The sequence below is a fragment of the Chitiniphilus eburneus genome (genome assembly GCF_005048205.1).
Taxonomy (GTDB): Bacteria; Pseudomonadota; Gammaproteobacteria; order Burkholderiales; family Chitinibacteraceae; genus Chitiniphilus; species Chitiniphilus eburneus.
In genome coordinates, this window is record NZ_SUMF01000001.1 from 1 (window position 1) to 17,378 (window position 17,378).

Here is a 17,378-nt window from a genome sequence, read left to right on the forward strand (position 1 = left end):
CTGATCACGGCCAAGGGGCATGCGAACCTGCATGCGCAATCGGGCGATGTCGAAATCGTCGGCGACAAGAACGTGCGCCTCTACGCCAACAAGCAGAAGCTCACGCTCGCCGCCGGGCAGGAGCTGCTGCTGACCTGTGCCGGTGCCTATGTGCGGCTCAAGGGTGGCGATATCGAGATCCATGCGCCGGGTTCGGTGAGCTTCAAGGGGAGTGGGTTCGATTTTAGTGGGCCGGCCAGTATGGCCTTCGAAAACGAAATGCCTCAGGGCAAGGTCTGCGCGGCACAAAACCAGGTTGCCGTGGCACAAGGCGGTGCGACCGTCCCGGTCGGGGACTGACTTCATGTCATCCCGAGCCCCTCAAACCTTGCTGGCCCAGCATCACTACGCCATCGTGGATCGCGCCGCGGTCAATCCAGCCCCCTGGCATCAGGGCCTGCCACTGCATCCACTGGTGCCCAGCCCGCTGCAATCGGATGCGGACAAGATGCCTGCATTGTTGCCGCTGGGAGCCTTGACCGCGCCACAGCGGGAACTGGTCTGCGATAACCTGCTGGCTGCACAGCAGGGCGAAGACGATGTGTTGCTGGCCTGCCTGCTGGAGGCCCCCACCGCGGACTTCGGTCAGCTCATGCAACATCTGACCACCCGCCTTTTACTGCGCGCGCCGCAAGGCAGGGCACTGCTGCGCTACTACGATCCCCGGGTATTTGCCCACCTTTCCTGGATTTTGAACCGGGAACAGCTTGCTGAACTCTTCGGCCCCATCACACGGTGGACCTGTTACCTGAAAGGAAGCTGGACCCACTTGCCCTGCGCCCAGACACCGGTACCTGGCCGGTACTGGGGGGTGGATCGCCAGCAACGCCTGCAACTGGATCGGGTGGGCTTGATCAATACCGCATTGAGCTGCGAGCTGGCGTCAGACCACCCGGGCTGGGCCGACCTTGCGGCGCTTGCCATCGCGGCAAGGCAGGCAGATGCCGCGCTGAGCACCGCGCAACAACGCTATGGCTTGCAGGATGAAGCCGACCTGATCGAGTTTGCCTCGCACGCGCTACGTCACGGCGCGGTATTTCATCTGGATGACCGCATCCAGCAGTTGCTGGCGCGCGTTCGCGCCGGCCAAACCACCTATGCCGATGCCTGCGCCTTGATCGAAGCGCCGGAATGGGCCGGCATTGCCGGCCACCTCGCGCACTGAGCCGCTTTTTTCGAGAATTCATAGCCATGAGCGAATGCAAAACCAAGTGCAAGATGTGCGACAAGCGTGGCTTGCCCATCCTGCTGACCCGCTATGCCATCGCCCCACATGACTCGGGGGCCCCGGAGGTTCAGGGCGGCTTCATCGTCACCGACCAGGGTGGTGCCAAGATCGAGCTGAAGGATGCTGCGATGTATACCCAACGCCTGCTGCGCAGCGGGTACCTTTATGTCTTCGACGAGAAACGCAATCGCTGGTACGGCTATTTCATCACCCCCGACGGCTACTACATGCCGTTCGACATCCCCAAGACCGGCCCCACCCCGCCGGCGATTACGGGCAACCCCAAGAAGATCGTACCCTGCAACCCCGAGAAGAACGGGGTCATTGCGGGCTGCATTACCCTTTCCACACCAACCGAGGCCGGCAAGGTGTGGTTCGGTTTCTCCGACGTGGAATGGACCAAGACGGTGTGGCAGCGCCATCAAGAGGCCAGCTATCGAAAATTGCATATGCGGGAGTTCGACGTGGCGAAGTGGCTGGGCTCAGGCACCCATCGCCATGCCGGCGGCATCCACCTGCATGCGAGCTACATCGCGGAATACACCCCGGGCTTGAACAAAAAGACCTTCGCTTTCAGCCCCGCGCAGTTCAACCAGCGTACCGGCCAGTCGAAAGCATTGATCCACGACTTCGAAAACCTGAATCGCGGCAAGGGCGTATTCGTGGCGTTGAACGATCCTGCGGGGCTGGCCATGGATCTGGCCACGCTGATGACCAGCACGCTCAATGCCTTCATGACGCGGACCGATCATCACCGCAAACTGACCGTCAGCACCGCAATCCAGAGCATTCAGGCCGGCATCTACCGCCATGCCGAAGAAGAAGCGATGGCTGACGCAGACATGGCGCAAGGCCAGATGCTGGCGCAAAGCAATGGCATGCTGCTGATGACCGAAAGCGGCCGGCGCAGCTACGATGCCATGGGCAAGGTATCGGCCGACACCCTGGAAGACTACAAGACCAAAGCCTGGAAGAAGTATCAGACCAGCTACCACGAGCCGGAACGGGCCAAGTTCCAGAAAGAGTTCGACAAAAAACTCGGCGAACTGGATGCCAGCTACATCGGCCCACTGGCCGTAGCCCACGCCGCCTGGATGAAAAGCCAGCGCATGGCCAATGTCTTCGAATGCAACTTCGATGAACACAACACCGACAGCGGCCAAGTCTATACCAGCGTGCTTTCGCTGTGCGTCGGCGCCACCCAGGACAAACAGGCCTGCTTCGATCTCTACAGCGAATGGATGCACGGCCGCCTGGACGACAAGAAAAACCTGCTACTGCGTGGCCTGATCCTGAATCAAGGCGAATACGCCAAGGTGATCGCCAAAGGCGCCACAGTCAGCGTCGATCCACGCGGCCTGCCGTGGGATGGCATGATCGGCGGCGTGGGTGCCTCCATCGACCGCACCCTGGAAAACAAGCCCGACCTGATCGGGCGGCTTATCGTGCAAATGACCGGCCCGATCATGCGCAGCATGAAGACCGTGGCCGAGAGCGGAGCCTTGCCGGAAGCGCTGGTGGCCGTCGGCGTAGTCAGCAAGGCGCCGATCCTGCGCATCGAATTCAAGGGCAACCTGCGCGACTTCCAGGCGTATGTGGTCGAAGAACTGATCAAGGCCCGCGGCGAAACGCTGCCGCCGCATGGCCTCAAGGCTGCGGTCAACCGTGAACTGCGGCTGATGCAGATCAAGGGCATCAAGCTGGAAGGAACACGGCAGAAGAAATTCCTGGTCATCGCTGGCCTGGACGACCTCGAAAAGGTAGCCGCCGGCGGCAAGCAGACCGAACGCGCCAAGGCACTCGCCAAGGCGCTGGCCAATGTGGACGAGCTGCGCAAGATGGAACTATCGCGCTGGCGGCAAAGCGTGAACAAAGGCGTGATCCGCCTGAAAGGCTCGCTCCCCCTGGCCTTCGGCGCCGTGGCGGCGTTGTTGCAATGGGTGGCGCTGGGCAAACTGACCGAGGATCTTGAAAAAGCCAACAAGACCGGGAAAGACAAAGACGATGCCACATGGCGCTATCGCGCCGGCTGGGCGGCCTTTGGCGGTACGGTGGCGGAATCGCTGGGGACGGCGGTTTCCAAGATCCCACTTGCTGCGTTGAGGTTGGGACCGGCAGCGTCCCAGATGCTTGCCCAAGGAATGCGCGTTATAGGTAAAGGCCTCGGAGTAGTTGGTGCTGGTATTGTCGCTTTCTGGGACTTCAAAAAGGGACTAGCTGAACAAAGCAAAGGGAATCAAGGCCTTGCCCTGGGCTATTTCTCCTCAGCCTTGCTAGGGATGGCGGGCACATTGATCATCATGTTTGGAACCTTTGCCGCAGCCACCGGCGTCGGCCTCATTCTGATCCTGCTAGCCTTGTGCATCTCTGTACTCATTGAATACTTCAAACCCAATCCGGTCCAGGAATGGCTAAAGCAAAGCTTTTTTGGCAACAAGAGTTTTCGCTCACTTGATGAAGAAATGTTGGAACTCCAAAGGATTTACGAGTAATGGATTACGCTGGGCTCACCGCCAAGTACAAGGTCAATCGCCCATTGAGCGATGCTGAAAAGCAGCACCATCTACCGCAGGCCAAAGCTAGCTCTGCCAAGCCCTTATACCAGCTCTCGGTTATCCGTATGAACTCGACCTATCTGGAGTGCTGTGACAAGTTTTACGCCTGGAAGGGTTTAATGGCAGCATGTACGGGCTCTGCAATTTTGCTGATTGGTTATGCCCTCATCAGTATTGTCATGATCAGCGTAGCTCAATGGCCTGGAATCAGTGCAGATCAACGACAACAATCCATACTCACCTTCTTGGCTATGTGTGCCATGTCGGCCCCGGTGGTACTGCTGGCACTTTGGTTTCTAAAAAAAGAAGCCTTCCGATACACCCATTACCCACTGCGCTTCAATCGCAAGACCGGCATGGTGCACGTATTTCGCCTGGATGGCACCACATTGAGCGTGCCCTGGCGCGAGATTCATTTCGCGCTCAACCCGGCCCAGATGCGTGATTTCTGGGAGGTGCGTGGGCACGTGCTCAGCGAGGATCGCTCCACGGTGCTCGAAACATTTGTCTTGCCAAATTATTCTCTCCAGGAGAGTCCATACCTGTTGGCGCAATGGGAGTTCGTGCGGCACTACATGGAAAAAGGGCCCGCACAATTACTGGATCAAGTGCAGCACACGCTGGATATCGCCGACCAACGCGAGACCTTCTGGTTCGGGTTCCATGTCCTGATGGCGGGATTGAGTAGCGTGCCATTGCTGGCTTGGCTGGTATCTCCGCTATTGCTGTGTCTCGCGATAGTGCGCTGGGTAACGATGCGTACCTGCAAAATCCCGCAATGGCCGGCAGACGTGGTCGCGCAAAGCCAGATTGATCCCAAGGATCGCTATCAGCGTGATGCTCAGCATCCCTACGTCCCGCCACCACAGAAGTGAAACTGCCACGCTGGCCCCTTTCGCTCCTGCGTACGCCGAACTCAATCCGTGAAGAAAAAATGCTCAAATTCAAAAGGATCGACGAGTAGTGGACTACGCCGGCCTGACCGCCAAATACCAGGTCAACCGCCCACTAAGTGATGCTGAAAAGCAGCACCACTTGCCGCAGAACAAAGCCAGCAATGCAGAGCCATTGGCTCAAATCTCGGTAATTAAAATTAATTCTACTTATCTCGAGTGCAGCGATAAATTTTACCCATGGAAAGGCCTGATGGCTGCATTTACAAGCTTTGTGAGCTTGCTTTGCAGTTATACAGCCTTGAGCATTCTGAATATTGCCATTAGCAAATACCCCACAGAAAGTGCAGCGCAGCAGTCAGAGTCGCTGCTATTCGTCCCTATCATTCTGGTTTCTGTCGCAATCCCATCCTTGCTTGCGCTATGGTTTCTCAAAAAGGAAGCTTTCTGTTATACCCATTACCCACTGCGCTTCAATCGCAAGACCGGCATGGTGCACGTATTTCGCCTGGATGGCACCACATTGAGCGTGCCTTGGCGCGAGATTCATTTCGCGCTCAACCCCGCCCAGATGCGCAATTTTTGGGAGGTGCGGGGGCACGTGCTCAGCGAGGATCGCTCCACGGTGCTCGAAACTTTTGTGCTACCGACCTACGCCAGTTGGGATAGTCCCTACCTGCTGGCGCAATGGGAATTCGTACGCCACTACATGGAAAAAGGCCCCGCTCAATTGCTGGACAAGGTGCAATACACGCTGGATATCACCGACCGACATGAAACTTTCTGGTTCGGTTTTCAGCGTCTAATGGCTGAGTTCAGCGTCGCGCCACTGCTGGCTTGGCTGATGTCGCCGTTGCTGTTCCCACTCGCCATCGTTCGCTGGGTAACGATGCGTACCTGCAAAATCCCGCAATGGCCAGAGGACGTGGTCGCGCAAAGCCAGATCGATCCCGAGGACCGCTATCAGCGCGATGCACAGCACTCCTACGTGCCACCGCAACAGCAGAATTGATTCCTGGGCGCTGCTTTCGCTTCGCCAAGCGCCCTCTTCGATTCTCATCGGGCTTCATCACGGTATGGACCTCATGACACTCACCGCTGAACGCGGGGGCTGATGCCTCCGTCCCGTCGATCTCGATTCTCTTCTGCAATGACCAGGTAAACATGACCTTCGCCAGCAGACGTGCCCACGCACCAAGTCGAAGATGGCGTACTCGAAAGGAACGCGCGAATGCGTTCGCCAGGTGTCTAACAAGAAGCCCCCAACTTTGGGGGCTTTTTCATTGGGTGCGCCCCACTGTCACACGTCACCATGGAAATGAAGCTTTGTCAGCCTTCTCCAATCTTCTTTCTACTTGCTTACTCATTCCAAACACAAAATAAATGAGAATAATTCTCAGATGTATTGTTACAATTACGAGAAATTCGCATTTGCATGACGCCGTCAGAGCGTCGGCTACAAGCACGACTTACCACTCAGGGAGTATCACTTCATGGCCTACATCCGTAGCCGCAAGCACGGTGCGCACTGCGCGCCCGCGTTGAAATCCACCACCGCAGCCACCCTGCTGGCCCTCGCGGTTCCCGCTGCCTCGGTGGCGGCGGAAGCCACGTTGCCGACGGTGACCGTCACCGCGCCCACCGAGCAACCCGAATACAAGGTCGATCGCGTTTCGTCGCCCAAATTCACCGAGCCGCTGCTGAATACCACGCAGACGATTTCGGTGATCAGCGAGCAACTGGTCAAGGAACAGGGTGCAACCACGCTGACCGAAGCGTTGCGTAACAGCCCGGGGGTGAGCACTTTCTTCCTGGGCGAGAATGGCAACACCACCACCGGCGACGCCATCTACATGCGTGGCTTCGATACCTCCAACAGTATCTATGTGGATGGTGTGCGTGACCTGGGGTCGGTATCGCGCGATACCTTCAATGTGGGCCAGATCGAAGTGACCAAGGGTCCGGCAGGCACCGACTATGGCCGCAGCGCCCCCACCGGCGCGATCAATCTGGTGACCAAGCGCGCTTCGCTGGAAAACGCCAGCGCGGCATCGCTGACCGCCGGCAATGACTACCTGCGCGCCACCGCGGACCTCAACCGCGCCATCACCGCCATCGAAGGGGCTGCGATCCGGCTGAATGTGATGGGCCAGCAAGGCGGCGTCGAAGGTCGCGATGAAGTCGAGAACGATCGCTGGGGCGTTGCCGCGTCGCTGGCCTATGGCCTCGGCTCGCCGACCCGTGCGTTCCTCGATCTCATGCATGTCCAGCAAAACAACATGCCGGATGGTGGCGTACCCACCATTGGCCTGCCCGGCTACAGCAGCCCCGATCCCAAGCGCCCGTTCCTCACCGATGCGGGCCGCGTGAACCCCGAGAATTTCTATGGCACCACGTCCGACTATGACGATGTGCGTACCGACATGGTGACGTTCACGGTGGAGCACGATCTGTCTCCGACCGCCACGCTGCGCAATACCACTCGCTGGGGCAAGACCCGCCAGGATTACCTGCTGACCTCGTTCATGGGCTCCACCGCCAATCTGCTGACACCCAACCCGGCCGATCCGTCCACCTGGACCCTGGCGCGCAGCAGCCCGACGTTCAAGAATCAGACCAACGAAATCCTCACCAACCAGACCAATGTGAACGCCACCCTGGTCACCGGCGGTATCACGCATGACCTGAGCGCCGGCATCGAGTTCATCCAGGAAAAGCAGACCAATCTGTCGACGGTGCGCACCGGCAACTGGCCCGCCGCCAACCTGTACGATCCCGACCCGAACGTTTCGGGGATGACATGGGCGCTGAACGGCGGTCATGCCGACGGTGAAACACGCACCGCCGCCGCCTACCTGTTCGATACCCTCAAGCTGAACGAGCAATGGCAGATCAATGGTGGCATGCGCGTGGAGCGGTACAAGACCGAGTACCAGAACATCGCTGCGTGCGGCGGCACCGGTAACAGCGCCATCCCATGCAACGGCGCGGCCACCGGTACGCTGGTGACCGCCGCCGATCTCGACGATTCGGATACGCTGTTCAACTGGAAGCTGGGCGTGCTCTACAAGCCGGCACCCAACGGCAGCATCTACGCCAACTACGCCACCTCGCAGCAACCTCCGGGCGGCTCCAACTTCACGCTGAGCACCAACGCCAACAACGCCGGAAACCCGGACTACAAGCCGCAGGAAGCCCGCACCGCAGAAATCGGCACCAAGTGGGATCTGCTGGACCAGCAGTTGTCGTTGTCGGCCGCAATCTACCGTACCGAAGTACGCAACGAGGTCGAGCAGGACCCGGTCGATCTCCAGTACTACCAGACCGGCAAGAAGCGGGTGCAGGGCATCGAATTGGGCGCGGTCGGCCAGATCACCAAGGCCTGGGGCATCAGCGCAGGCTTCACGATCATGGATACCGAGGTGCTGAGCGGCGCCAATGTCGGCAATGACGACAGCAAGGACCTGAACTACACGCCGAAGAATGCCTTCACCGCGTGGACCTCGTACAACCTGGGCCACGGCATCACGGTGGCCGGTGGCGGACGTTATGTCGGCCAGTTGCAGCGCGGCAAGGACGGCGCGGTCGGCACGCCGAAGTATGTCGAATCGTACTGGGTGTTCGATGGCATGGCCGCCTACGCGGTCAACAAGAACATCAACCTGCAACTGAACGTGTACAACCTGTTCGACGAAGACTACGTGGCCGCCATCAACAAGAGCGGTTACCGTTATACGCCGGGCACGCCGCGTTCGGCACGCCTCACCGCCAACTTCACTTTCTGAGCGCCTGCCGCCAGTGGGAAACCGCTGGCGCTCGGGGGCGGCTGAATAATTCCATGTTCATCCGCCGCTGCGCCGCCTCGTTCGCGCGAGGCGGCGTTGTCATTGGTCATCCGCAAAGGACGCGTCATGCTGCTGCACCTTCCCCAAGTACTGAACCCGGACCAGTTGCGCACCTTGCGTGCCGACCTTGACAGCGCCGACTGGGTGGACGGCCGCCGCACGGTGGGGCCGCAGGGCGCGGCGGTAAAGCAGAACCGGCAACTCGCCGAGGGCTCGCCACTGGCCCGGCACTGGGGGCCGGTGATCCTGCAGGCCCTGGCGCTGCATCCGCTCTATTTCTCCGCCGCGCTACCGCTGCGCACGGTGCCGCCGCTGTTCAATCGCTACGAAGGTGGTGAGCACTATGGATTTCATGTGGACGGCTCGATGCGCGCCCTGCCCGACGGCGGCATGTTGCGCACCGATCTTTCGTGCACGCTGTTCCTGGCGGAACCGGACGAATACGAGGGCGGGGAGTTGATGATCAACGATACCTATGGTCAGCACGAGGTGAAGCTGCCGGCGGGCGATCTGGTGTTGTATCCGTCATCCAGTCTGCACTGCGTGGCACCCGTGACGCGTGGCGCGCGCGTGGCGTCGTTCTTCTGGTTGCAAAGCATGGTGCGCGACGACGGCAGGCGCGGCATGCTGTTCGAGCTGGACCAGACCATCCAGCGTCTGCGCGCGCAACTGGGCGACAACGCCGACGTGGTTGCACTCACCAGTCACTACCACAATCTGCTACGGCAATGGGCTGAAGCCTGATTTCGCGGGTTCACATGCCAGCCGGCGCTCTTGCGGGGGCGGCCGACCCCAGGCGCTCCCGTCAGGGCCCCCTTCAAATGCACTCGATTCGCTGCTGGCTCACGCGCTGCCGCATTGCCGGATGAGTTGCTGCATCTGGCACGCCAGCCGATGCAGGTCATTGCTCACCTCGCTGGTGCCCAGGGCCGTGGCGCTGGTCTGCTCCGTCATCCGCGCCACCTTGTCGATCTCCTGCACCATTGCGCCACTGACGCTGCCATGAGCCTGGAGCGCAGAAGAAATCCAGCCCATTCTCCGCTCCACCACTTCGGCATTCAGGTTGAGTTGCCGAACAACCTCATCATCAAGGCCGGCCTTTTCGCCAGTGGCCAGGCGGTCGATCACTTCGACCGCCTGGCTGGCTTCACGCCGGATCAGACCGATGGAACCCACGATCTCGTCGGAAGAGGATGCCGAGCGCCTGGCCAGCCTGCGCACCTGTTCGGCGGAGATCGCAAAGCCCCGGCCCAGCTCCCCTGCCTGGGCCGCCGCAACGGCGGCGTTGCGCGACAATACATGTGCCTGATCGGCAATTTGCCGAATGACTTCGGCGTGGTGGCAGTCCCGGTCCGGCACATTGACGATATCGGCGGGTGGCTCGGCCCTGGCTTTCCCCTCCTCGGGTTCCGCAGCATCGACAAAGGCGTAGGAATCCACGGTGCCCCCATCCTGGACACGGGCATTCGGCGAAGGCAGGGCAGCAGGGGCTTCCTTTGACGGATTGCGCCCAGCGTCATCATCCGGAGCCCGCAGCCATCCCACGTGGTCCCCAGGGGCGGCGCCAAGGAACGGCAACTCGCGCAGATGATTTTGTATCGAATCCAGCAAGGAATTGAACGCCCGGGTGGTCTCCGCGACCTCGTCATGACCACGCGGCGTCAGTCGCTGGGAAAGCTCCAGGTGTTGCACCATGCCCACGACAAAATCACGCAGCCGGTAGAGTGGCTCGATCACCGAGCGCGTCACCAACTCGCTGGTCAACAGCATCAGCAGCCCCGCCGCCAGGCAAAGCCCGCTCAACACTGAAAGCAGCGTGGCAAAGCCATTGCTGATGGACTTGTTGGCCTGGCTGGTCAGCCGCCCATAGTAATGGGACATCGTCAGCAATTGATCGAATACCTTGGTCGCCTGGGGCGCGGTCATCCGATTGATCATATCCATCGATTGGGCCTTGTGCTGCTGGTGTGCGGCCAGGATCACCTGCCGGGCCAATACGTTGTAGGTGGCCAGTTCTTTTCGGGCCTGCATGGCATAGCGACGATCCTGCTCGTCGAATAGCAGCGTGTCGTAGTCACTCATCAGCGCCTGGATTCGTTCCTGCCCCGCATTGAATTGCCGTTCGAGTTCGCGCATCCGGGATTCGTCCTGCTCCATCACCATCAGCAGCAGGTTTCTCCGGGAATCGGAGAATTCGGTGCTGAGCCGATTCAGGATCGCCAGGGTCGGCACGATGTTCCCGGTGAGATCCAGTACGGGAGCGCGGGTTTTTTCGATGTAGTGCCAGCCTGTGAGCGTGGTCAGAATCAGCGCAATCAGGCTGATCAAGCCAAGCAATCGCATCCGAATGCCGATTTTCATTGTTTAATCCTGGGGGAAACGGAATTCTGGACCCGGCGCGCCCGGCCGGGCGCGCACGACATCAAACCAATTGATCCTAAAAGAGAACCAGGCACCTGCAACGATCAGCGTGGCATATCAATCCTTTTGGAGGGGCATCTGCCCCGAATCCCCCCATGAATGAATCCCCTCCCCTGTTTTGTGTCTTCGCCGGCCTGCCCGGCGTCGGCAAATCCACGCTGGCGCGGCAACTCGCCCGTCGGCTTCCCGCCTGTTACCTGCGCATCGATACCGTCGAACAGGCGCTGCGCGACCTGTGCGGGCTGGCTGTACAAGGGGAAGGGTATGCGCTGGGGCAACGCATCGCCGCCGACAACCTGATGCTGGGTACCAGCGTGATCGCCGATTGCTGCAACCCGTGGATGCTGACGAGACGGCACTGGCAACAGGTATCGCTCGACACCGGCGCCCGGCACGTCGACATCGAAATAGTCTGTTCGGATGTCGCCGAACACCGGCGGCGAGTGGAAACCCGGGTAACCGATATCCCGGACCTGAGGCTGCCCGACTGGGATGCCGTGCAGACGCGCGACAATCAACCGTGGGAGAGTGGGCACATCGTCATCGACACCGCCCATCGTTCTCCGGCCGACTGCCTTGATCAACTGCTCGTTGCGGTACGCGCGATCTAGTCCGCCGCATGGGGGCCAGCGGTCGCCAGCCCGACGAAGCGGCCGCGTGCCGGCTCGTCACGCCCCGGGTGCCCGACCTGCCAGTCGCACAGCGCGCCCGGTAGCGGCAGGAGCCGCACCTCGGGTGGGGCAACGCATGTGGCGCTACGCGGCATGATGGCCACACCGGTACCAGCCGCCCGCAGCGGGAGCACGTCTGGATATCGCTGATCTGCCGCCCCGCCACGGGTGGCAGGCCCTGCCCGGCGAGCCACTGCGCGACCTGCCCCACCAGCCTTACGACCAGCCGCCGACCACCGCCGCCAGTGGTTCCGGCTCATCCTTCTCCGTTCATCGTTCGCTCACGCGATCGCGAGAACGAAGAAAGGAAACAAAAAAGGGCGGCACCAAGAGTGTCGCCCAGAGCAGGGTATTGCAATTCAATCGAAAGAATCGAAAGCAGCCGGGCCCCAAGGCCCGGCCAGGATCAGCCGGCCTTGACCGTCAGCGCGCTCTTCACGTCCTTCACGCCTTCCACGCCGGCGGCGATCTCGATGGCGCGTACGCCGGCATCGGGGGTATCCACCGTGCCGGACAGCATGACCACGCCGTTGTCGGTCGTGACCTTCACGTCCAGTGCGGATACTTGCTTGTCCTTCATCAGCGCGGCCTTCACCTTGGTGGTAATGGTGGCGTCATCGACATAGGCCCCCACCGTGCTGTCGGTTGCGGCATCGGCGGCGTACAAGGGCGCCACGGCGGCGGTGGACAGGGCGACGGCGGCGAAGCCGCGGGCAAGCAGGGTACGGAAAGTCATGGTGTATCTCCTTGGGTAGCGCGCCAGTGGAACGAGATGGCGCGCGGTTCTTGCGGTGCAAAGGCGGTAGCCTCGTATCGACCCCTACAGCAAGTGCCGTGCCAAATCGAAAAAACACCATCGAATCAGAAGATTGGGAAGATTCTATCCCCGTGGCGCAATGCGGGGCACCGTCAGGCTGTCGCTGTTTGACGACAGATGAGCGTGTAAAGCCTACAAGCGCATGTTTTTTATGAAGTTATTCTTGTCGCCCTTCGGCAACAGGCCCTTCGTCCGCACGGAACAGCTCCGGTGTGAGGCCATGCTTTTGCAACAGGCGATAGAACTCCGTGCGATTGCGATCGGCCAGCCGTGCGGCATCCGCCACATTGCCACCAGTCAGCTTGAGCAGCTTGACCAGGTAATCGCGCTCAAAGCGCTGGCGGGCCTCGGCCAGGCTGAGCACCTCGATGCCGGGTGCGCGCAGCGCGCGTTGCACCAGCGCCAGCGGCACCAGTGGCGCGGTGGACAGCGCGCATACCTGCTCCACCACGTTGTACAACTGCCGCACATTGCCAGGCCAGGGCGCGGTGGACAGCGCCTCCAGCGCGTCGGGTGCAAAACCGTTGACGCGGCGGCCGTACTTCTCGGACACCGTGGCCAGGAAATGATTGGCCAGCAGCGGGATATCCTCGCGCCGCTCGGTCAGCGTCGGCAGCGCCAGCGTCACCACGTTCAAGCGGTAGTAGAGATCCTCGCGGAACTGATGGTCGGCCATTGCCGCATCCAGATCGCGGTGAGTGGCAGACAGGATGCGTACGTCGATGGCAACGGCCTCGGCCGCGCCCACCGGGCGCACCGCGCGCTCCTGCAATACGCGCAGCAGCTTCACCTGCAAGGCGAGCGGCATGTCGCCGATCTCGTCCAGGAACAGCGTGCCGCCGTTGGCGGCCTGGAACAGCCCGCGATGATTGGCGACGGCGCCGGTGAACGCGCCCTTCACGTGGCCGAACAGTTCGCTTTCCAGCAGTTGTTCCGGAATGGCACCGCAGTTCACCGCAATGAATGGCGCCTTGGCGCGCGGGCTGGCGCGGTGGATGGCACGGGCCAGCACCTCCTTGCCGCTGCCGCTCTCGCCACGGATCAGGATGCTGGCATCGGTCACCGCCACCAGTTTGGCTTCGGCCAGCAGTTCGGCCATGCGCTGGCTGCGGCTGATCAGGCTTTCGCGCCATTCCTCGCCGCGCGGTGCCTCGATGGGGGTGGGCGCGGTCAGCGCCAGCGCCTGGGCGATCTTGTCCAGCAGCATGCGGCCGTCGAACGGCTTGGTCAGATAGGCGAAGGCGCCGCGCGACGTGGCTTCCACCGCATCGGGAATGGTGCCGTGCGCGGTCAGCAGGATCACCGGCAACGCCGGATGGCGCGCGCGAATCTCGTCGAACAGCGCCAGCCCGTCGCGGTCCGGCAGGCGCACATCGCTCAGCACCAACACTGGCCGTTCGATGTCCAGCCGGTTGAGCGCCGCCTGCCCGCTGTCGGCGGTGGTGACGCGGTAACCGGCGGCGGTGAGGCGAATGGTGAGCAGCCGCAGGATATCGGCGTCGTCGTCGATCAGCAGCAGGTGCGGGGCGGTGTCGGACATGGCGCTCATTTGCTGGCCGGTGCGCTGGGCCGCGCGGGCAGCGTGCTTTCGATCTTCTTCAGGGCCTCGACCTTGGCATTGGCCTCGTCGGCGCGGCGCTGCTCGTCCTTCACCTGCTGTCCCAAGCGCTCCACCTGGTCCTCCAGTTTGCGGCGTTCGTTGAACTGTGCCAGCAGCACGGCGGCCAGTGGCTTGAATGGCGTGGTGGCTTCGTCGGTGGATTTGCCCAGCGCATCCAGCAGGCCGATGGCACGCGCCAGCTCGCCGTTGCCGTGCATGCGCGACAGCACCAGCGCGCGCTTGAGCGTGGTATCCGGCCCAGTGGGGTCGCCGGCCAGCGCGGCCAGCTCGCGGGCCAGTTCGCCCACCGGCAAGGCGCGGATACGGGCGCCGTAAACCAGCACGGCGTCGACTTCGCTGGGCAGGTGCTCGACGTAGACCAGCGGCTCGGGCGTCGGCGTGGGTTCCACCACCGGCACGGGCGGCGGAGGCGGCGGCGTCACGCAACCGGCCAGCCACAGCGGGGCGAGGATCAGGGTCAGGGCGGCGAAACGTTTCATAAGGGCAATTCGATCCTGAAATGCGCGCCGCGTTCACTGGGCCGCAGCGCGATGGTGCCGCCCAGGACGGCGATGTATTCGTGGACGATGGACAGGCCGATGCCGCTGCCGTGCCGCGCTCCGGGCGGCTGACGCCGGCCCTGGTAGAACGGCTCGAAGATGCGCGCGGCGTCGTCCGGCGCCACACCAGGGCCTTCGTCGCGGCAATCGATCCACACCACCTGCAATTGCGTCGCCAGTTCGAAGCGGATGCGCCCGCCCTCGGGGCTGAAGCGGATGGCATTGGACAACAGGTTGCCGAACACCACGCCGAGCTGGTCGGCATCCGCCAGCAGCGTGGCGTCGTCGCCTGCCACCTCGACATTGAGCGCGTGCGCCTGCCATTGCAGCCGCTGGGCTTCGACGGCCTGCGCGATCAGGGGTTGCAGCGCCACGCGCCGATGCGCGGCGCGGCCGGCGTCGAACACGGCAGCGTTGTAGCGCAACAGGCCTTCGATCTGCGCCTGCAATGCGGCGACATTCTGCATCAGAATGCCGACCACTTCATGCTGCGCCGGTCCCAGCGGGCCGGGTACTTCGTCGTCCAGCAACGCCACGCCTTCGCGCAGCGAAGCCAGCGGCGTCTTGAGTTCGTGCGAGACGTGCCGCAGAAAACGCGCCTTGTCGGCTTCCAGCGCGGCCAGGCGACGACGCAGCCAATCCAGTTGCTCGGCAACGCGGCGCAGGTCATCCGGCCCGCGCACGACGATTTCCTGGTCGAACCGGCCGTCGCCCAATCGACCGATGGCACGTTCCAGCCGCGCCAGCGGCCGGGTCAGCCACAGGCCGAAACCAATGGCGAGCAGTACCGCGAGTACCGCCGCAGCCGCTACCTGCGCGCCGAGCAGGCCACGCTGATGCTCCAGTTCGGCGATCAGTGCGTCGTTGCCGCGCTCGACCCGGCGCTTGGCGGTCAGCGCCAGCCGTTCGTTCACGTCGCGCAATTGCGCGAAGTGCGCGAACAGCGCGGCTTCGTTGCCGCCGCGCCGGGGCTTGCCGCCTTCCAGCAACTCACGTGCGCCTTCGCCATGGTGCTGCCAGGTGTCGAAATCGCTGGCCGACGCCTCGGGCAGTACGCCGGCCAGGGTGTCGAGCGCGACGCGAGCTTCCTGCCAGGCATCGAGAAAGCGCTGGCGGAACACCGGATCGTCCAGCACCAGGAACTGCCGCGCACTGCGTTCCATGGTGAGCGTGCGCTCGCCCAGGCGTTCGGCGGCCTCGGTCAGCCGTACCGCTTCGCGTGCCGATTCGCGACTGTGCGCGGCCAGCCGTTCCAGGGTGACCAGCACATAGAGCGAACTGGCGGACAACACCGCCCCCACCAGCAAAAAAGCCACCAGCAACAACTGGCGGAACGACAACCGATAGCGCAGCGGCGTACGGCGCGGCGGTTCACGCGTGGGGTCGCGACTCATGCGGCGGCCCCCAGGCCGCCCAGGCAGTCGGCGACGGCATCGGCCAGTTCGTCGGCGCGCTCGACCGGCAGCGCAGCGCAACTGATGCGCAGCGCCGATAAACGCCGCGTGACACGGAAGGCGTCGCCGGCCCGCACCAGGTAGCCGCGTGCGGCCAGCGCCTGCGCCACCACGGCATCGTCGGCCAGTGGCAACCAGACATTCAGCCCGCCGCCCGGCTGTGCGGCCAGGCCGTGCCGCCGCAACGCCGTCGTCAGCGCGACATGGCGCTCGGCATAGCATTGCGCCGCCCGGCGCCGCAGCGCTTCCACTTCCGGCGCCTGCAACAGGGCCAGCGCCAGCCGTTGCAGCAGGAAGCTGGGCCAACGCGGGCCGACGTACTGGCGGCGCTGCACCCGGGTCAGCGTGGTGTCGTCGCCGGTGAGGAAGGCCAGCCGGATATCCGGCCCCAGCCATTTGGCCAACGAGCGCACCGCCGCCCAACGCGCGCGGCCGGGCGATACCAGCGATGGCGTGGGCGCATCGCTGAAGGCGGCGAAATGATCGTCCTCGATCAACAGCAACTCAGGATGGGTATCGATGATGGCGCGCAACGCGGCGGCACGCGCCTGCGTCGTGTTCACGCCGGTGGGATTGTGCGAATACGGTGTCCAGAGCAGTGCCTTGGGCTTGCGCGCCAGCGCGGCTTCCAGCGCATCGGGAAGCATGCCTTCGCCATCGAGCGGCAGCCCGATCAGCGTCACGCCCATTTGCCGCAACAGCGCCAGCGATCCTGGGAAGCAGGGTTCCTCCACCAGCACGGTGTCGCCCGGCGCCAGCCAGGCCGCGAGCACACGCTCGATACCATCCAGCGCGCCTTGCGCCAGCAGCGGTTCGGCCACCGTGGCACCGATGCCGCCCTGGCGCAGCCACCAGTCCCTGCCCCAGGCCTGGAGTTCCGGCAGGTAGCAGGGCTGGCCATAGAGCGCGGGCGGCATCGGCGGCAACGCCGCCAGGTAGGGGGCGTAATCGGGCAGCAATGCCGGGTCGGGGTTGCCCGACGCGAGTTCCAGCAGCCCGGGCGCCGCGGTGAATGCGTGGACGCCGAGCGGCATGCCCAGCCGGGTGCGCGGGGCCACGCGTGTGCCGGCGCGGCCGGCTGCTTCCGCCAGCCCGGCGGCGACCAGCCGGCGATAGGCGGCCGCCACGGTATTGCGGTTGACTTCCAGCGCCTGTGCCAGTGCGCGGATCGGTGGCAAGGATTCACCCTGGCCGAGGCTGCCGTCTTCGATCAGGTCGCGTACACGCTGAAAAATATCTTCGGCGCCACGCCCCTTGCAGGCGAGAACTTTTGTTTGTACCATCAATCAACAATA

At 62.7% G+C, this 17,378-nt stretch carries 15 protein-coding genes; 8 read left to right on the forward strand and 7 right to left on the reverse strand.

The genetic code is table 11. From position 1 onward, the window contains the following. The 7 genes from FAZ21_RS00005 to FAZ21_RS00035 form a co-directional block, all read left to right on the forward strand. Positions 1-339: DUF2345 domain-containing protein (locus FAZ21_RS00005; RefSeq protein ID WP_136771229.1), on the forward strand; the 339-nt coding region annotated here is incomplete at its 5' end. A 4-nt stretch (positions 340-343) separates the two neighbouring features. Continuing rightward, positions 344-1,204, forward strand: coding sequence for a DUF4123 domain-containing protein (locus tag FAZ21_RS00010; RefSeq protein WP_136771230.1), 861 nt, complete (start codon positions 344-346; stop codon positions 1,202-1,204). 26 nt (positions 1,205-1,230) lie between these two features. Further along, positions 1,231-3,759 carry a T6SS effector BTH_I2691 family protein gene (locus tag FAZ21_RS00015; RefSeq protein WP_136771231.1) on the forward strand — a complete coding sequence of 843 codons (2,529 nt, stop codon included), beginning with the start codon at positions 1,231-1,233 and terminating at the stop codon, positions 3,757-3,759. Next, on the forward strand, positions 3,759-4,697 hold the full coding sequence (locus FAZ21_RS00020; RefSeq protein WP_136771232.1) for a DUF6708 domain-containing protein: 939 nt from the start codon (positions 3,759-3,761) through the stop codon (positions 4,695-4,697). The genes FAZ21_RS00015 and FAZ21_RS00020 overlap by 1 nt, the downstream gene beginning before the upstream one ends. Before the next feature lie 88 nt (positions 4,698-4,785). Then, positions 4,786-5,727, forward strand: a complete 942-nt coding sequence (locus FAZ21_RS00025) for a DUF6708 domain-containing protein (RefSeq protein WP_136771233.1) — start codon at positions 4,786-4,788, stop codon at positions 5,725-5,727. A 481-nt stretch (positions 5,728-6,208) separates the two neighbouring features. Beyond that, on the forward strand, positions 6,209-8,500 hold the full coding sequence (locus FAZ21_RS00030) for a catecholate siderophore receptor Fiu (protein WP_136771234.1): 2,292 nt from the start codon (positions 6,209-6,211) through the stop codon (positions 8,498-8,500). A 126-nt stretch (positions 8,501-8,626) separates the two neighbouring features. Next, entirely contained in the window at positions 8,627-9,304 is a 678-nt protein-coding gene (locus FAZ21_RS00035; protein ID WP_136771235.1) for a Fe2+-dependent dioxygenase, read from the forward strand. 99 nt (positions 9,305-9,403) lie between these two features. On the opposite strand, the gene FAZ21_RS00040 is transcribed toward FAZ21_RS00035, so the two are convergent. Beyond that, positions 9,404-10,921 carry a methyl-accepting chemotaxis protein gene (locus FAZ21_RS00040; RefSeq protein WP_136771236.1) on the reverse strand — a complete coding sequence of 506 codons (1,518 nt, stop codon included), beginning with the start codon at positions 10,919-10,921 and terminating at the stop codon, positions 9,404-9,406. A gap of 155 nt (positions 10,922-11,076) precedes the next feature. Here FAZ21_RS00040 and FAZ21_RS00045 point away from each other — a divergent pair, with 155 nt between their 5' ends. Then, a complete protein-coding gene (locus tag FAZ21_RS00045) occupies positions 11,077-11,592 on the forward strand; it encodes a P-loop nucleotide/nucleoside kinase family protein (protein WP_136771237.1) in 516 nt (171 codons plus the stop codon). Here FAZ21_RS00045 and FAZ21_RS20115 read toward each other — a convergent pair. From FAZ21_RS20115 to FAZ21_RS00070, 6 genes are all read right to left on the reverse strand, one after another. After that, on the reverse strand, positions 11,589-11,747 hold the full coding sequence (locus FAZ21_RS20115) for a hypothetical protein (RefSeq protein ID WP_169307185.1): 159 nt from the start codon (positions 11,745-11,747) through the stop codon (positions 11,589-11,591). The two genes, FAZ21_RS00045 and FAZ21_RS20115, sit on opposite strands and share 4 nt — an antisense overlap. Before the next feature lie 311 nt (positions 11,748-12,058). Beyond that, entirely contained in the window at positions 12,059-12,388 is a 330-nt protein-coding gene (locus FAZ21_RS00050; RefSeq protein ID WP_136771238.1) for a BON domain-containing protein, read from the reverse strand. Positions 12,389-12,626: 238 nt separating this feature from the next. After that, complete coding sequence (locus FAZ21_RS00055; protein WP_136771239.1) at positions 12,627-14,009, reverse strand: sigma 54-interacting transcriptional regulator; 1,383 nt, start codon at positions 14,007-14,009, stop codon at positions 12,627-12,629. A 5-nt stretch (positions 14,010-14,014) separates the two neighbouring features. Next, the gene (locus tag FAZ21_RS00060) at positions 14,015-14,569 is read right to left on the reverse strand and encodes a hypothetical protein (protein WP_136771240.1); all 555 of its coding nucleotides are present in this window, start codon (positions 14,567-14,569) and stop codon (positions 14,015-14,017) included. Next, positions 14,566-16,023, reverse strand: coding sequence for a sensor histidine kinase (locus tag FAZ21_RS00065; RefSeq protein WP_136771241.1), 1,458 nt, complete (start codon positions 16,021-16,023; stop codon positions 14,566-14,568). Before FAZ21_RS00065 ends, FAZ21_RS00060 begins: the two co-directional genes overlap by 4 nt. Continuing rightward, on the reverse strand, positions 16,020-17,366 hold the full coding sequence (locus tag FAZ21_RS00070) for an aminotransferase class I/II-fold pyridoxal phosphate-dependent enzyme (protein WP_136771242.1): 1,347 nt from the start codon (positions 17,364-17,366) through the stop codon (positions 16,020-16,022). The genes FAZ21_RS00065 and FAZ21_RS00070 overlap by 4 nt, the downstream gene beginning before the upstream one ends. Between the last annotated feature and the right edge of the window lie 12 nt (positions 17,367-17,378).

Bases quoted from the DNA above. Each gene is read 5' to 3' on its own strand.
- FAZ21_RS00030 (WP_136771234.1), top strand. From the start codon at position 6,209: ATGGCCTACATCCGTAGCCGCAAGCACGGTGCGCACTGCGCGCCCGCG.
- FAZ21_RS00065 (WP_136771241.1), bottom strand. From the start codon at position 16,023: ATGAGTCGCGACCCCACGCGTGAACCGCCGCGCCGTACGCCGCTGCGC.
- FAZ21_RS00035 (WP_136771235.1), top strand. From the start codon at position 8,627: ATGCTGCTGCACCTTCCCCAAGTACTGAACCCGGACCAGTTGCGCACC.
- FAZ21_RS00050 (WP_136771238.1), bottom strand. From the start codon at position 12,388: ATGACTTTCCGTACCCTGCTTGCCCGCGGCTTCGCCGCCGTCGCCCTG.
- FAZ21_RS00020 (WP_136771232.1), top strand. From the start codon at position 3,759: ATGGATTACGCTGGGCTCACCGCCAAGTACAAGGTCAATCGCCCATTG.
- FAZ21_RS00010 (WP_136771230.1), top strand. From the start codon at position 344: ATGTCATCCCGAGCCCCTCAAACCTTGCTGGCCCAGCATCACTACGCC.
- FAZ21_RS00055 (WP_136771239.1), bottom strand. From the start codon at position 14,009: ATGTCCGACACCGCCCCGCACCTGCTGCTGATCGACGACGACGCCGAT.
- FAZ21_RS00045 (WP_136771237.1), top strand. From the start codon at position 11,077: ATGAATGAATCCCCTCCCCTGTTTTGTGTCTTCGCCGGCCTGCCCGGC.
- FAZ21_RS00015 (WP_136771231.1), top strand. From the start codon at position 1,231: ATGAGCGAATGCAAAACCAAGTGCAAGATGTGCGACAAGCGTGGCTTG.
- FAZ21_RS00040 (WP_136771236.1), bottom strand. From the start codon at position 10,921: ATGAAAATCGGCATTCGGATGCGATTGCTTGGCTTGATCAGCCTGATT.
- FAZ21_RS20115 (WP_169307185.1), bottom strand. From the start codon at position 11,747: ATGCCGCGTAGCGCCACATGCGTTGCCCCACCCGAGGTGCGGCTCCTG.
- FAZ21_RS00070 (WP_136771242.1), bottom strand. From the start codon at position 17,366: ATGGTACAAACAAAAGTTCTCGCCTGCAAGGGGCGTGGCGCCGAAGAT.
- FAZ21_RS00060 (WP_136771240.1), bottom strand. From the start codon at position 14,569: ATGAAACGTTTCGCCGCCCTGACCCTGATCCTCGCCCCGCTGTGGCTG.